This is a genomic window from Rhizobium sp. 2YAF20 (assembly GCF_052114685.1).
Classification (GTDB): Bacteria; Pseudomonadota; Alphaproteobacteria; order Rhizobiales; family Rhizobiaceae; genus Rhizobium.
The window spans coordinates 74,268-89,501 of sequence record NZ_JBFRFF010000006.1 but is presented as its reverse complement, the minus strand read 5'-3'; the positions used below and the strand labels follow the sequence as shown (position 1 = coordinate 89,501).

Below are 15,234 nucleotides of genomic sequence, written 5' to 3'. Positions count from 1 at the left end.
AGACATCCATGCTGTTTGAAAGACCCCTGGTCCCTGCCCGGCTGATTTCCCGCTATAAGCGCTTTCTCTTCGACGCCGAGCTTGAGAATGGCGAGATCATCACTGGTTCCTGTCCCAACACCGGCTCCATGCAGGGCTTGACCACTGCGGGCTCGCGCATCTGGCTGTCGGAGCATGACAGCCCAACCCGCAAATACCGGCATGTGTTCGAGATGATCGAGGCGGATGGCACAATCGTCGGGGTCAATACCGGTATGCCGAACCGGGTAGCGGCAGAAGCGATCGCCGCGGGTCAAGTGCAAGATCTCGCAGACTATGCGACCGTCAGCCGTGAGAAGAAATATGGCCGGAACTCGCGTATTGACCTACTATTGACCGATCCGCTCAGGACCACCACCTATGTCGAGGTGAAGAACGTGCATTTCATGCGCGAACCAGGGCTGGCCGAATTTCCCGACACCGTGACGGCGCGGGGCGCGAAACACCTCGAAGAATTGGGCGACATGGTCGAGGCCGGCTTCAGGGCGATCATGCTTTATGTCGTCCAGCGCAATGACTGCGAACGCTTTCGAATTTGCGACGATCTCGACATTTTCTATGCCGCCGCCTATGAGCGCGCACGACGGCGCGGCGTCGAGGCCTATGCCCTGAAATGCCTGGTATCGCCGGGCGAAATAACACCGGCGGGATTGATCCCGATAGACGAACCCGCCATAGCTGCATTATGTACAAGTATAGCGATTTCTGCTGAAGGCTGATCCATGGTGAACTACATCGAAGCGTCGACGGCGCCGGCGAAAAATACGGGCGCAATCCGCCTCTACGGCAATGACGCTTTTGAGGGCATGCGCAAGGCATGCCAGCTGACGGCGCGTTGTCTTGACGAGCTGGCCGCGATCGTCGAGCCGGGCGTGCCCACCGACGTGATCGATCGCTTCGTCTTCGAATTCGGCATGGACCAGGGCGCCTACCCGGCGACGCTCAACTATCGCGGCTATACGAAATCGTCCTGCACCTCGATCAACCATGTTGTCTGCCATGGCATTCCCAATGACAAGCCGCTGCGCGAAGGCGACATCGTCAACATCGACGTCACCTATGTGCTCGACGGCTGGCATGGCGATTCGAGCCGCATGTATCCCGTCGGCACGGTCAAGCGCTCGGCGGAGCGGTTGCTCGAGGTTACCCATGAATCGCTGATGCGCGGGATTGCCGCCGTGCGTCCGGGGGCAAGAACCGGTGCGATCGGCGAAGCGATCCAGACATTTGCCGAAGCGGAACGCTGCTCTGTCGTTCGGGATTTCTGCGGCCACGGCGTCGGTAGGCTGTTCCACGATTCGCCGAATATCTTGCATTACGGCCGCTCCAACGAAGGGCCAGAAATGCGAGAAGGCATGATCTTCACCATTGAACCGATGATCAATCTCGGCCGCCCGCATGTGAAAGTGCTTGGAGACGGCTGGACCGCCGTTACCCGCGACCGCTCGCTTTCGGCGCAATACGAACATACGGTCGGCGTTACGTCGACGGGCTGCGAAATTTTCACACTATCACCTGGAGGTCTTGATCGGCCGGGCCTCCGTCCTCTTCAAGGGTGAGCCATGGCCGAGCCCCCGGTCCGCATGGGCAAAGGCGAGATGAGCGCCGGACCGCTTTACGGCGGCTGGGGACGACGATCAGGAGCCGCTCCTGGATGAACGGATATTTTTTGACCCAAGAGGCGCAACTTGAACTCAGTGCACCTGGGGGAACGACAGCGAAAAGCCCATCGATGAGTTGGCGCTATGAAAACAATCAAAGTCTCATAGCCCTAGAACAGAGAAAGTAAACGACAGGCTGGCATGTGAGACATGGTCCAGTCACTAACGACGAGTAGCATCGGCTGTCGGGTCCTCCCTGGCGGCGGTCGCAAAGCGGCGCAAACAGGAGAGCGTCGTCACAGAGGATCGGTGCGTGCAAGGACACGCAACCAATGCTGCCACGCGGAGAAGCCAGCTAACCCGCCGTGGCTCGCCGCCGCCAAACAACAAGCAGCAGCACAATCGCCAAACCTAAAATAGCGCCAATGGCGATGCCAATACGTGCCAGAAGCAGGAGTGAGGACGCAGGACCACCAGCCCGCACCTGGGCGACATCGGCAGGTGTGACCGGGGTGCTGGCCCGACCGTAGTTGTCAATCACGTAACTCGCCAGCGTGGCAACTTGGCTATCAGTCAGAGCATTGATGTCATTCGCCTTGCCGCCGAAACCAGGCATGAATGCCTGGCCCTTGGGCGTAGTCCGCTCAACGCCATTCAGAATCGTGGCAATCAGATTGTTGTGATTGACCGCACCTGTCGCGGAATTGTGGAACAGGCTCGGATAATAGGCATCTTTGCTGCCTTGGCCAAAAGCCTGGTGGCAGGAAGCACAATTCCCGTAAAACAATACTGCGCCTCTGGCTTGCGCGTCCGTATCCGAGCGGATCGGGTTCGCCCCGCGCAAGCTTGCAAGCTGTGAGAAGGGCTTCCCATAGCCAAACCGCGACTGGTCATCCGACGCATCATGCAGCGGCGCCACGGTCTTGATATAGGTCGCGATCGCCGAGATATCTAGCTGCTTGAGCTGAGAAAAGCTGTGCTCTACGGCCTCTCCCATGCTGCCCGCGGCCTGCGCCTTGCCGGGCAGCGAGCCGGTCGCCAGATAGCGAACGAGTTCGTCCTTGCTCCAGCTCCCAATGCCACTGATGGTATCCGAGGTGATGTTTGGCGCAAACCATGGGCCGACTTGCGCACCACCCAGATAGTGCCCGGACAATTCCTGCATGAGGAAGCCGCGCGGCGTATGGCAGGTGCTGCAATGCGCCGCCCCATCAACAAGATATTTGCCACGATTCCACTCGGGTGATTGGGTGGCGTCGGCCTCGTCATCGCTGCTGCCGAGGAACAGGAGGTTCCACGCCATCATCGATCGGCGAATATTCATCGGAAACGGCAGTGCCCTGCGCTTCGGCACCGTATCGACGGGTGAGACGCCGTGCTGAAAGTAAGCGTAGAGGTCGTGGATATCTGCGTCCGTCAGCACGTTATAAGATGTGTACGGCATCGCCGGGTAGAGGTTCGCACCATCGGCCCGAACGCCCGCCCGCACAGCACGGGCAAATTGCTTTTCCGTATATTGTCCAATGCCCGCAGTCGCCGAAGGTGTAATATTGGTGGAATAGATCGTGCCCACTGGGGTCGCGATGGCAAGTCCGCCCGCGAATGGCTTGCCACCTGGCGTCGTGTGGCAGGCGGAGCAATCCGAGGCGGTGGCGATATACGCGCCGCGCTTGACCGAGGCAGCTTGCGCATCATCGTCGGCGGCAAAGGCCGTCGAGCTCGCAGACATCAAACAGATTATAGCGCCAAAGAGCCGGAAGAAAGTGTCCACGCTCAGCCCCGCTTCAACTGGTCAACGATGGCATCGGAGGCCTTCATGGCCAAGCCCGCCATGGTGATGGTGCTGTTGCCGCATCCGCCCGTCGTCATCGCCGCGCCGCCCGGCAAGAAAAGATTGTGATGATCATGCGCACGACAGTCGACATCGACCACAGAGTCTGTGGGATCGGTGCCCATGATGCAGCTCCCCATCATGTGGTCGCTGTTGGTGAAGGTCGTGGCGATCTCGCTTTCGACGGCACCAAGCTCCGCGATCAGTTTCTTGAGCAGTGGCAGGGTATATTCCTGGTGGCCGCGGCGGACATAGTCGCCGACATCATAGTAGATGTTTGGCTTGTTGAGGCCCAGCCAGTCTTTCTTATCCGACAACGTCAGGCGGTTATTGGGATCCGACAGGATCTCGTGCTCGATTGTTAGTCGCGCGGTGCAGGCTGATAGCCTGCGAATCTCTGCGTCCAGCGCCTTTCCAACCAGCCCCTTCGCGAGCGCTGCCTGACCGCCCACGGCGCTGAGAGCGGCATTTTCGCAACGAAGCATGGCACCTGCATGTTTGCTTCGGAAAGCGCCTTGCCCCGTCATCATGATGCTGCTGCCCTGCACGGGCCCCACGCCCGTCCACATAGGCTCTGCGAGCACCATCTGTGCGCTGATTTTGGGCTGATCCATCAGATTGCGCCCGACCTGGTCCGAATGATTGGCAACGCCATTCGGGTTGCGCTCGTCCTTGGACATCAGGAGCAGTTTCGGCGTCTCTATGGCATTACAGGCAATGACGAAAAGCCTGCCGACAACCCTTTGCGATTCCTTGTTAGGGTTGAAGAAATGTACCGCCTGGATGTTTTGCTTTGCATCCGTCTCCACCCGGTAGACGACCGAATTCGCAAGAATCCTGCCGCCCTTTGATTCGATCCTTGGCAGTGCCGATGCCGCATCGTATTTCGCGGAGATCGGACAGACCGGGAAGCAGTTGTTGTTGCCGCAACAGGGCGGTCGTCCGTCGTAGGAAACTCCGCTATTGCGAGCTTGAGGGGCGGGAAGATTGGTGATGCCAACCCGTGCCGCAGCCTCTGTAAAACGTTGCTCGCCCGGGCCGAAGGGAATACGGCCCATTGGATAGGACTTGGAGCGCGGCAGTGGCGGCCATTGCAGCTCAACCTCGGACGGACCGCATACTCCCAACGCGTATTCGGCGCGGGTGTAGTATGGTTCGAGTGTGTTGTAATCAAACGCCCAGTCCCGGCCGACGCCGTAAAGGCTCTTCATCCGCATATCATCGGGATGCAGACGCCAGCAAATGCCCGCCCAATGCCACGTAGCGCCGCCAGCATAACGCACATAGCCCTGCCGGTATGCACGCCCATTCGGCCCTTCAAGCTGCAGGTAGTCGGTCGTGGCGTCTACCAATTCTGATTCAATATGCGGTGCCCAGGGCTTCGCCGGATAGGGCGCATTCCAATTTTGCTTGAACCGAGGCGGTACGTTGCGATAATTTTCAACAATTTGCCACCGCTCCACACGAGGGCCGGCTTCCAGCATGAGAACAGACAACCCTGCGTCCAGCGCCTGCTCGGCCACGATGCAGCCAATGACGCCTGTCCCAACGACAATAACATCGGCACTGTAATCGTTTGCCATCTTATCGATTCCGACTATCCAAAGGCTTGAGTAGGCACGTCAAAACCCGCTGCAAGCTGATCCCATGACAAAGTCCTCGTTAGGGGCGTGTCGCTCGATTTGTTTGATAACCGCCCGCAACGCACCTTCGCGAACCGGGCAGCTCTCGTCAGAATGTCGGCATATCGCCAAGAGCCGAGGCCTCCGCATTCCATCCATTGGGACCGGATATTGCGTAGGTTGGGATTGTCATGACGTCATGGGTCGGCTGGTACATAAGCGCCGTCTCAAAGGCGAAGACCTCCGCGTCGGGTGAATTCTCAACAACGCCTGTATACCAGGCCGAAATGATGGCCAGGGCCGTGTCCTTCAGGCGCCCTTCCGGAATATCGGCAAAGAAGTCCTCGACGATCCTGGCGTTTTCTTTCTTTGCAATTTCAATAATTGCGCCAATATCATGCTCAATCTCCGGATGTATCCGCAGCATGGCGGCAGCCATACGTGCCCCAATCTCACCATCCAAATGGTGGTCAATGAGGAGAGACGACACTTCCATGAATTTTGGAGAAATCTCTGGCGCGCTCACATCTAAAGATTGAGCCAAAACCTCCGGAGGCAGCAACACGCCTCCTGCGAACAAAGCGCCACCCACCATCAGTTTCCGACGCGTGAGGCTGAATTCCTCGGGACAGTCATCGCGAGACGGGTGAGTTATGTCCATCAAGATGCCTCGTCAACCATTTTCCGTCATACTTCAACGCAGGCGCACGGCACGAGTAGAAAAACTATGTATTGCATGCGATAAAGTCAATCCAACATTCAACTGCAATACCTATCAATGTCTCTCCCATCGCCCCCAAACCACCCAAGAATTGCTCTTGGGCTCGGACCTGGCGCTAGCCAAAATCGCGTTTGCCTGCGGCTTCGCCGATCAAGGCCATTTTTCGCGAGTTTTTGTCGCTTGGGTCGGGGTCCCTCCAGGCACATGGCGCCGAAGCCGCAGCGCATGACCCTTGAAAATCGGGACGAGGCACTGGGCGAACAGTGAGAATGCAATGAGCACCCAAAAAGACATTATCGGCGCGATGAAGCAGCAGACTTTGGTGCCGTCCGGGCGCACGCTTATCGCCAGCGGCGTTGCGACGGCTGCTCCATAGCCATCCCTCCGGCGATCCAACATCATCACGGCCAGACATCGACATGACGAAGATGATCGTCGACACAGCCAAGCCTCTCCGGATCACTGTCCACGACCACATCATTATCGGCAAGGACGGCCACGCCTCCTTTAAAGGACTGCGCCTGATCTAGCCTGTTTACTTGTCCATCGCGGTCGTTTTCAACAGCTTCAGGTGGCCGTCAGGATGATCTGGCAGAAAGGACATGCTTTCGCCCGCCTACCGATTTCGGTATGGCGTCTGGAGATACCATGCAGATTGCACTGCCGCGCCGTCGTCCTATTCTCCAGTTCACCAAGGGATTTCTGCGCTTTGCAGTCCTGCCCTCGGCGTTGTTCGTCGGCGGCTTCTACTGCAACATGCTGCTGACCACGAATTTCCACCCGGTGATCGAGGGTGAGGTCTATCGCTCGTCCCAGCCTTCCGCGAGCGACATTGTCTCGTTCCAAAAACAATATGGCATCAAGACCATCATCAACCTGCGCGGCGACAACACGGGTCGCGACTGGTATGACAACGAAGTGGCACAGGCAAGGCAACTCGACATCAATCATATCGACTTCAAGATGTCCGCCGACAAGGAACTGAGCCAAGCCCAGGCCGAACAGCTCGTCGCAATCATGCGCGATGCGCCAAAGCCGCTGCTGATCCATTGCCAGGCGGGCGCCGATCGCACAGGGCTTGCCTCCGCACTTTATCTGGCAGCGATTACCAAGCTCGACGAGAGCATCTCGGAAAAGCAGATCTCCATACTTTATGGCCACATCTCGCTTCCGATCAGCAAGGCCTACGCGATGGATCGCACGTTTGAAAAACTTGAGCCATGGCTCGGCTTTTCCAATTCGTGATTGTTCGACGTTAGACAATCTGTAACATTGACCAGCTACCGGTTGAGCGCAACATTTGTTGCGGTGCGACATTGATTCCATCTCAATCCTGCGGGGCTATTCGATGTACCAGTTCGATCTCGTCGTTGTCGGCAGTGGCCCGGCCGGCCGCAGAGGCGCTATCCAGGCAGCAAAGCTCGGCAAGACGGTACTCGTCATCGAACAGGGCAAGCGGGTCGGCGGCGTTTCTGTCCATACCGGTACCATCCCGTCCAAGACGCTGCGCGAAACCGCGCTCAACCTCTCCGGCTGGCGCGAACGTGGCTTCTACGGCCGCGCCTATCGCGTCAAACAGGAGATCAGCGCTGACGACCTGCGCCGCCGCCTGCTGATCACGCTGGACCACGAGGTCGAGGTGCTGGAGCACCAGTTTGCCCGCAACCGCGTGCAGCATATCCGCGGGAGGGCGAGCTTCGTCGATCCGCAAACGCTCGAGATCGTCAAGGATGACGGCGAGGTGCTGCGCGTCACAACGGCAAGCATCCTGCTTGCTGTCGGCACCAAGCCGTTCCGTCCCGATTACATGCCCTTCGACGGCAAGGTTATCCTCGACAGCGACGAGCTGCTGGATATGGAAAAACTGCCGCGTTCGATGGTGGTGATCGGTGCCGGCGTCATCGGCATCGAATATGCGACGATCTTCAGCGCGCTCGACACGCAGGTGACGCTTCTCGATCCGAAATCAACCATGCTCGATTTCATCGATAGAGAGATCATCGAGGACTTCACCTACCAGCTGCGCGATCGCAATATGAAGCTGTTGCTCGGCCAGAAGGCCGATAAGGTCGTCAAGCTGCCGGATGGCAAGGCCGAAATCACGCTCGATAGCGGCCGTCGCATCGTCACCGACATGGTGCTGTTCGCCGCCGGCCGCATGGGCGCCACCGATACGCTGAACCTTGCAGCGGCTGGCCTTGAGGCTGACAGCCGTGGACGGCTCAGCGTCAACCCTGAGACCTTCGCGACGACCGTGCCGCATATATTTGCGGCCGGCGACGTCATCGGCTTCCCGAGCCTAGCATCCACCTCAATGGAGCAGGGACGCATCGCTGCGCGCGTGGCGGTCGGCGCCATTGCCAAGGAGCCGCAGAAGTACTTTCCGTACGGCATCTATGCCGTCCCTGAGATCTCCACCTGCGGATTGACCGAGGAAGAGGTCAAGGAGCGCCATATCCCCTATGAGTGCGGCATCGCCCGCTTCCGCGAGACTTCGCGCGGCCACATCATGGGTCTCGATACCGGCCTCCTGAAGATGATTTTCTCACTTAAGACCCGCCGTCTGCTCGGGGTCCATATCGTCGGCGAAGGCGCCACCGAACTCGTTCACATCGGCCAGGCGGTGCTGAATCTCAAGGGAACGGTCGAGTATTTCGTCGAGAACACCTTCAACTATCCGACACTTGCCGAAGCCTACAAGATCGCCGGCCTCGATGCCGGCAATCGTATGGGCGACATCAAGTCAGAGCTTTGAGGCTTCGCCTGCGAAGAACGCCCCTCATCCGACCTGTCGGCCACCTTCTTCCCGCCTGCGGGGAGAAGGTTAGAGTGAGGGGCAAGTGACATCCGCCAAGGATCAATACTACCGAAAACATAAAAGGCCCCGCCGCGAACGGCAGGGCCAGTGATCGCTTCGGAAATTTTCCGAATTACTCGGCGGCGTCCTCAGAAGCCTTCTTCTTCGCAGCGGCCTTCTTCTTCGCAGCGGGAGCTTCTTCGCCTTCGGCGTCTTCAGCCTTTGCTTCGGTCTTGGCGGCAGCCTTCTTCTTCGGCGCAGCCTTCTTGGTCTCGGACTTTTCAGTGCCTTCGTCGTCCTCGGCCATCAGCTCTTCCTTGCTGACGGTCTTGTCGGTGACGCTAACCTCAGACAGGAGGTGGTCGATGACCTTTTCTTCGAAGATCGGCGCGCGCAGGTTCGCAGAAGCGCCCGGCGTGTTGCGGAAGAATTCGAGGATTTCCTTTTCCTGGCCCGGGAACTGGCGAAGCTGGTCGTAGAGCGCGCGCTGCAGTTCGTCTTCGCTGACCTCGACGCCGGCCTTTTCGCCGATTTCGGACAGAACGAGGCCGAGGCGGACGCGACGTTCTGCAAGCTTGCGATAGTCTTCGCGAGCCTTCTCTTCCGTCGTATCTTCGTCTTCGAAGCTCTTGCCGGATTCGCCCAGATCCGTCTGGATCTGGCGCCAGATGCTGTCGAATTCGGCATCGACCAGCTTCTGCGGCGTGTCGAACTTGTACATCTCGTCGAGCTGATCGAGAATCTGGCGCTTGACCTTCTGGCGGGTCATGGAGCCGTACTGGCTTTCGATCTGGCCGCGGACGATTTCCTTCAGGCGATCGGCGGATTCGAGACCGAGCTTGGTGGCAAGTTCGTCGTTGATTTCGATGTCGGCGGCAGCGGCCACTTCCTTGACGGTGATGTCGAAGGTGGCTTCCTTGCCGGCAAGATTCTTGGCCGGATAATCAGCCGGGAACGTTACGTTGATGACCTTCTCGTCGCCGGCCTTGACGCCGACGAGCTGGGCTTCGAAGCCGGGGATGAAGCGGTTGGAGCCGATGACCAGCTCAGCGTCGTCATCCTTGCCGCCTTCGAAGGCCTCGCCATCGACCTTGCCGAGGTAAGCCATCTTGACGCGATCGCCATCGGCGGCCTTGCCCTTCTTGACTTCATAGGTGCGCGCGCTTTCAGCGATGCGCATGATCTGTTCGGTGACTTCGTCTTCGCCGATTTCGACGACTTCGCGGCTGACCTTGATGCCGTCGACGGGCTTCAGCTCGATCGCCGGAATGACTTCGTAGGACAGCGTGAACTCGAAATCGGCTTGCGCCGACAGGATCTTATCAGCTTCGTCCTTGTCTTCGGTCATGGCGATTTCAGGCTGTGTCGCAGACTTTTCTCCACGTCCGGTCAGGATTGCCGGAGGCTGGTCGCGGACGATCTCGTTGACGAGATCGGCCATGATCGACTTGCCATACACCTTCTTCAGGTGTGCGACCGGAACCTTGCCCGGGCGAAAGCCGTTGATGCGGACCTTGTCCTTCATCTCGGCCAGGCGCTCGTTCATCCGGCCTTCCATATCCTTGGCGGGAAAAACTACCTTGATTTCGCGCTTCAGCCCTTCAGCGAGCGTTTCGATAACCTGCATCTTCTTACCTTCATTTCGTGGCGGCCCTGCCCAGCCAGCCGTTCGTTTCGATGAGCACGACGCCGGACCGACGACCGGGCGTGGCTTTCATGCAATTCTCAAGCATTTTGCAAGGCAAAATGGCGCGTCTTATCGCAAGCCTTCGAGGCAGACTGGTTCTCAGTCTCCCCCGGCAGCAAAGCAGCCTTGGTGCGGGTAGAGAGACTTGAACTCCCACGCCTTACGGCACCAGAACCTAAATCTGGCGTGTCTACCAATTTCACCATACCCGCGTTCGCAAAACCGCATAGCAATGCCTACGCATGAGGCCTTCCGGAGCGCGGCGTCTCTATATCACCCGTTTCAAACCACGCAAAGGAAAAATGACGGTTCGACGAATGCGATTTGGCAAGCCCGGTCGTTTGTTCACTAAGCCGTCAATAAAGCGGCTCTTCATAGACCGGTTGACCGTCCAGAAGGAGCGTTCGGATTTGCGCCTGTCCATCGCCGGAAATGCGAGCCGCAATGGAAAGTTGGCCGTCCGACCGCGCCGTCTCAAGCTTGGCGCCCTCGCCTTCCGGCACGTAGTAGCGCTCGATGCCGTATTCCACCCGGAACGTCTGCTCGCTGTCGCCAGGATAGTATTGGAACGGCTGGCTCTTCAGGACGACAGTATCCGGTTTCGCCTCCAGCGAGCCAAAGGACGATTCGGCGATGCGCCAGAAGCCATCAGAATCCTTGTGAAGACGGACGGACAGCACCTGCTCGCCGGCCTCTTTCGGCAACCCGCCTACGATAGTCGAGGCCGGGACGCTGGATATCTCGTAGTTCAGGATCACATAATCGCCACGCAACAGATCGCGCGGATCGATCGGCGCCGTCTTCAAAACCACCTCGGTGCCACTTTGAAGGATGGAGGCATGGCTTTCGATCGTATATCCGATGATCGCCGTCTGTAGCAGGGCAAGGATGATCGCGGCGATCCATGCACGCTTGACATAAGGGTGAGCGGCCGCTCCCGCGTCAAAGATGGAGTTCATGGGCGTGCCTCCCGCCTGTCACCATGGGAAAACCGGCGCTCCAGGCGAACGACGATCCAGGCCACGAGGGCGACCAACAGGCCGGAGATCAGGAAGAAACCCGAAGTGCCGATGATCGAGCCGATTGTTTCCGAGGCGAGATAAAGCATCTCGGCTGCAAAGACGAGGTAGGCCGAATAACGCACCGCGCCGTTGTCCCGACCGCACAGCGTGATTGCCGCCACCGCTATCGCCAGCGTCGCGACGCCAAGCGCAATCAATCGGGGACCACTCTCGATCTCAGCATGGATAAGGAAGAGACCGATGCTGGTGAAGAGGAAGGTGTAGAAGGCTGGCGCTGCACCAGCGTTGCGGGCCATCCGGGCAAGCGGCGACACCGGCAGGCTGACGGCGAGGAACGCCAGGAGACCGCCGGCGGCAAATAGGATGGCCGTCATCAGATCCTCATGCAGCGAGTAGATCCAGGTAAGCCAGCCGATCAGCAGCAGGTAGACGAGATGTCGCGCCCTGCCCGCTCCGGTATAATAGATCAGCGCGAGAACGATCGCCGCCATGGCAGGCGGCGCCCATGGCGCCCAGCCGGTCCACCTCAGGTCGTTTTCCTCGAGAAAGAGCGCGAAATAGCCCCAGGCGAGAAATCCGGCGATCACCACCTGGCTGCCTGAGCGGAACAAAGCCGCCGCGATGCAGGCAATGGCGAACCATACTGCCATCATCGTCAGCTCATCGCCGGACAGATGGTACATCTGCCCGACAAGCGACATTGCGCCGCCGAAGCTCAGCGTCCCGAGCAAAAGCATCGCTGCGGCAAGCGATGTCTGGCCGCGCGCTGTGAAAGCGGCGCCAGCGAGATAGAACGCCCATATCAGCGCGATCATGAACGAAACGCGCACCAGGCGGGGTATGAGTTCCCAATTGGAGGCAACCAGGAGCAGGATCGCCGCGCCGACCAGCAGTGCCGCCAGAATGGACAGAACCCGACCGAGACTGAAGCTTGCGGGCCGGCTGTCATAATCCGCCATGATGGCCGAGGCCTGCGGAGACTGGATCAACCCCTTCTCCACCCACAACGAAAGATCTCTCTGAAGCCGTCCACGATACATCGTTACCTCTTGATCTGCGGCTGAGCTGAAAACGGCCGGCGTCGATTGCTATATATTCGCCAATAACAAGCCAGACGCAAATGCGGCCGCTAGAGCACATTAAATTCTGCGCCATGCGAGAAATTCTGCGCCATGCGAGATTTTGGAACAAACCTTAATCGGCTCTTAACGGATTACAAACTATGCATGTGCCATGGATGCGAGCCAATTCGCAGACATGCACGAGCAGCATATCTTCCGTGAAATTATTGCACTGCACAATTTTGAGATGCTACTTACCTTGATGCCAGCAAAGAGCTTCGGCGGCGCGAGGCCCTGACGTAGGTCGGCAGTGCCCTGGGACATGACGGTCCCGGTACGAAATTCGGAAAAGCACGCTCCTCCTCCCAGTGCTCTCCGATAGATTGGCGGCGTTCCTCCTCCCCGCTGCCGGTCATCCCAAATGACGCCCGTCGCACCTCCTCCCGCGATGGGCGTTATTTTTTGCGGCGATTCCCGCGGAGTTGACCCGAGCTGTCATTGTTTACCTACCAGCTGCAAGAACGCCGAATAAGTGATCACCAATTAGCCACATCTACGGCAAGAGATGCGCTATATGCATAGGTGACATGAAGGATTGGGGCTTTTAGTTTTCGCAGCGCAGCATATATTGGCGTCATCAGATAGAGGCCAGCGCGAAGCAAGAGCTGACCCATCGGCGAAACCCTAGGAAAGGGGATTTGACATGAACATCACCCGCTCTTTCAATAACTGGCGTAAGTATCGTCAGACCGTTACCGAACTCGGCCGCATGAGCACTCGCGAACTGCACGACCTCGGTATCGATCGTTCCGAAATCCATCGCGTCGCCCGCGAAGCCACCGGCCGTTAATCAACAGCCCTGGCATCGGCTGACACCAGCGATAGCCTATCAACGCCCGTTGCGGACCTCCGCAGCGGGCGTTCTTTTTATTGCTCGCAAATGCAGCACAATTATTGAGCTTTTCAGCTGCCCGCTGACCGCATAGCGCCTATAATTTAAATGTTGCGCGTTTTTTCATCATCACACTGCACAAACGCATAGCAGGAGCCTTTTATTTGCACTGCAAAACAACGCGGAGATCGCCTATATGAGTGTCAAGCGCTGATGCGGCAATAACGCCGCTCGCCAACTTGATGACTTGAGGAAATGACCATGAACCCGCTTCGCATTGCAAAGAGCTGGATTAGCTATCGCCGCACGCTCAACGAACTCGGCAGCCTTTCGAACCAGGCGCTTTCCGATATCGGCATCAGCCGTTACGAAATCCGTTCGATCGCCAACCGCTCGTTCCGTTAAGCCTGGACCGGTAATCCCGGCCATCAGCTTTCTACCTTCAAAACGGCGCTACCAGGGCGCCGTTTTTGATTCGAAGTGATTGGAACCTGCCCGGCTCCGTGGTAATCACCCGCGCATGAAAACAAACTCATCCTATTCGCCCATCCACGTTGTCGGAGGGGGCCTGGCTGGCTCAGAGGCCGCCTGGCAGATCGCCTCCGCCGGCGTTCCTGTCATCCTGCACGAAATGCGCGGTGTCCGTGGCACGGAAGCCCACAAGACCGACGACCTGGCAGAACTGGTCTGCTCGAATTCCTTCCGCTCCGATGATGCCACCAGCAATGCCGTCGGCGTCATTCACGCCGAAATGCGGCTGGCCGGCTCGCTGATCATGGCGTGCGCCGACAGGCATCAGGTGCCCGCGGGTGGCGCGCTTGCCGTCGACCGCGACGGCTTTTCGGCGGCGGTGACGCGGGAGATCGCCAGCAATCCGCTGATCACTGTCGTTCGCGAGGAAATTTCCGGGCTGCCGCCTAGGGATTGGGACCAGGTGATCATCGCCACCGGCCCCTTGACGGCGCCCGGTCTTGCCAGCGCCATCCAGGCAGAGACCGGCGCTGATGCGCTCGCCTTCTTCGACGCGATCGCGCCAATCGTCTACCGCGATAGCATCGACATGGATATCTGCTGGTTCCAGTCGCGCTACGACAAGGTCGGGCCCGGCGGTACCGGTAAGGACTACATCAACTGCCCCATGGACGAGGCGCAGTACAACACCTTCATCGACGCGCTTATCTCAGGCGATGCCGTGGGCTTCAAGGAATGGGAAGGCACGCCCTATTTCGACGGCTGCCTGCCCATCGAAGTCATGGCCGAGCGCGGCCGCGAAACGCTGCGTCACGGGCCGATGAAGCCGATGGGCTTGACGAACGCGCACAACCCCACCGTCAAGGCCTATGCTGTTGTCCAACTTCGCCAGGACAACGCGCTCGGCTCGCTCTACAACATGGTCGGCTTCCAGACGAAGCTGAAGTACGGCGCACAGGCAGAGATCTTCCGCCTCATTCCCGGCTTGCAGCGTGCCGAGTTCGCACGGCTCGGCGGACTGCATCGCAATACCTACATTAACTCGCCGATCCTGCTCGACCATTCTCTGGTGCTGAAGTCGCGTCCAGGATTGCGGTTCGCCGGCCAGATCACCGGCTGCGAAGGTTACGTGGAAAGCGCCAGCATCGGGCTTCTTGCTGGCCGTTTCGCTGGCGCCGAGCGAAAGGGAGACGCTGTCTCGTTACCGCCGGCGACGTCGGCCCTCGGCGCGTTGCTCAACCACATCACCGGCGGCCACATCGTCTCTGACGAGGAGCCGGGAAAGCGCTCCTTCCAGCCGATGAACATCAATTTCGGATTGTTTCCTGAGCTGGAACCGGGCTCGATCGTCAAGCCCGAGGGCATCAAGCGTTTCCGCGGCAAAGACAAGACGATCATGAAGCGTCAGCTGGTTGCCAAGCGGGCTCTGGCCGACTGCGCCGGATGGCTTGGCCTCGACCAGGGGGAAACGGCGGCTTCGAACGCCTAGA

Annotated in this window: 14 protein-coding genes, 1 tRNA gene and 1 pseudogene; 9 read left to right on the top strand and 7 right to left on the bottom strand. The window is 58.7% G+C overall.

The window, feature by feature from the left end; translation table 11 throughout:
- Nucleotides 1-8: 8 nt before the first annotated feature.
- Nucleotides 9-758 (top strand): DNA/RNA nuclease SfsA, encoded by a 750-nt coding sequence (gene sfsA, locus AB4Z52_RS10975; protein ID WP_442217945.1) that lies wholly within the window; start codon nucleotides 9-11, stop codon nucleotides 756-758.
- 3 nt (nucleotides 759-761) lie between these two features.
- On the top strand, nucleotides 762-1,598 hold the full coding sequence (gene map, locus AB4Z52_RS10970; RefSeq protein WP_442217944.1) for a type I methionyl aminopeptidase: 837 nt from the start codon (nucleotides 762-764) through the stop codon (nucleotides 1,596-1,598).
- Between the two features lie 397 nt (nucleotides 1,599-1,995).
- Here map and AB4Z52_RS10965 read toward each other — a convergent pair whose 3' ends face one another.
- The 3 genes from AB4Z52_RS10965 to AB4Z52_RS10955 all read right to left on the bottom strand — a co-directional run bounded on the left by AB4Z52_RS10965 (nucleotide 1,996) and on the right by AB4Z52_RS10955 (nucleotide 5,754).
- Complete coding sequence (locus tag AB4Z52_RS10965) at nucleotides 1,996-3,369, bottom strand: c-type cytochrome (protein WP_442217943.1); 1,374 nt, start codon at nucleotides 3,367-3,369, stop codon at nucleotides 1,996-1,998.
- Nucleotides 3,370-3,413: 44 nt separating this feature from the next.
- Nucleotides 3,414-4,994, bottom strand: a complete 1,581-nt coding sequence (locus tag AB4Z52_RS10960; protein WP_442217942.1) for a GMC family oxidoreductase — start codon at nucleotides 4,992-4,994, stop codon at nucleotides 3,414-3,416.
- A gap of 208 nt (nucleotides 4,995-5,202) precedes the next feature.
- Nucleotides 5,203-5,754 (bottom strand): sorbitol dehydrogenase family protein, encoded by a 552-nt coding sequence (locus tag AB4Z52_RS10955; protein ID WP_442217941.1) that lies wholly within the window; start codon nucleotides 5,752-5,754, stop codon nucleotides 5,203-5,205.
- On the opposite strand from AB4Z52_RS10955, the gene AB4Z52_RS10950 reads away from it, so the two are divergent.
- The 4 genes and pseudogenes from AB4Z52_RS10950 (at nucleotide 5,747) to sthA (ending at nucleotide 8,569) form a co-directional block, all read left to right on the top strand.
- Entirely contained in the window at nucleotides 5,747-6,043 is a 297-nt protein-coding gene (locus AB4Z52_RS10950; RefSeq protein WP_442217940.1) for a helix-turn-helix domain-containing protein, read from the top strand. The genes AB4Z52_RS10955 and AB4Z52_RS10950 overlap by 8 nt on opposite strands.
- Before the next feature lie 112 nt (nucleotides 6,044-6,155).
- Nucleotides 6,156-6,344: pseudogene (locus AB4Z52_RS10945) on the top strand (JAB domain-containing protein); the annotation flags it as partial.
- 118 nt (nucleotides 6,345-6,462) lie between these two features.
- Nucleotides 6,463-7,059 (top strand): dual specificity protein phosphatase family protein, encoded by a 597-nt coding sequence (locus tag AB4Z52_RS10940; protein ID WP_442217939.1) that lies wholly within the window; start codon nucleotides 6,463-6,465, stop codon nucleotides 7,057-7,059.
- A gap of 103 nt (nucleotides 7,060-7,162) precedes the next feature.
- A complete protein-coding gene (gene sthA / locus AB4Z52_RS10935) occupies nucleotides 7,163-8,569 on the top strand; it encodes a Si-specific NAD(P)(+) transhydrogenase (RefSeq protein ID WP_442217938.1) in 1,407 nt (468 codons plus the stop codon).
- Nucleotides 8,570-8,744: 175 nt separating this feature from the next.
- Here sthA and tig read toward each other — a convergent pair whose 3' ends face one another.
- The 4 genes from tig to AB4Z52_RS10915 form a co-directional block, all read right to left on the bottom strand.
- Nucleotides 8,745-10,238, bottom strand: a complete 1,494-nt coding sequence (gene tig / locus AB4Z52_RS10930) for a trigger factor (RefSeq protein ID WP_442217937.1) — start codon at nucleotides 10,236-10,238, stop codon at nucleotides 8,745-8,747.
- A gap of 187 nt (nucleotides 10,239-10,425) precedes the next feature.
- Nucleotides 10,426-10,510, bottom strand: a tRNA-Leu gene (locus AB4Z52_RS10925).
- A gap of 144 nt (nucleotides 10,511-10,654) precedes the next feature.
- Nucleotides 10,655-11,257 carry a GDYXXLXY domain-containing protein gene (locus AB4Z52_RS10920; protein ID WP_442217936.1) on the bottom strand — a complete coding sequence of 201 codons (603 nt, stop codon included), beginning with the start codon at nucleotides 11,255-11,257 and terminating at the stop codon, nucleotides 10,655-10,657.
- Nucleotides 11,254-12,360: a DUF2157 domain-containing protein gene (locus tag AB4Z52_RS10915; RefSeq protein ID WP_442217935.1), complete on the bottom strand. Its 1,107-nt coding sequence runs from the start codon at nucleotides 12,358-12,360 to the stop codon at nucleotides 11,254-11,256. Before AB4Z52_RS10915 ends, AB4Z52_RS10920 begins: the two co-directional genes overlap by 4 nt.
- 724 nt (nucleotides 12,361-13,084) lie before the next feature.
- Here AB4Z52_RS10915 and AB4Z52_RS10910 point away from each other — a divergent pair.
- The 3 genes from AB4Z52_RS10910 (at nucleotide 13,085) to trmFO (ending at nucleotide 15,233) form a co-directional block, all read left to right on the top strand.
- On the top strand, nucleotides 13,085-13,231 hold the full coding sequence (locus AB4Z52_RS10910; protein WP_442217934.1) for a DUF1127 domain-containing protein: 147 nt from the start codon (nucleotides 13,085-13,087) through the stop codon (nucleotides 13,229-13,231).
- 303 nt (nucleotides 13,232-13,534) lie between these two features.
- A complete protein-coding gene (locus AB4Z52_RS10905) occupies nucleotides 13,535-13,678 on the top strand; it encodes a DUF1127 domain-containing protein (protein WP_442217933.1) in 144 nt (47 codons plus the stop codon).
- Between the two features lie 115 nt (nucleotides 13,679-13,793).
- A complete protein-coding gene (gene trmFO, locus AB4Z52_RS10900) occupies nucleotides 13,794-15,233 on the top strand; it encodes a methylenetetrahydrofolate--tRNA-(uracil(54)-C(5))-methyltransferase (FADH(2)-oxidizing) TrmFO (protein ID WP_442217932.1) in 1,440 nt (479 codons plus the stop codon).
- The last annotated feature ends 1 nt before the right edge of the window (nucleotide 15,234 follow it).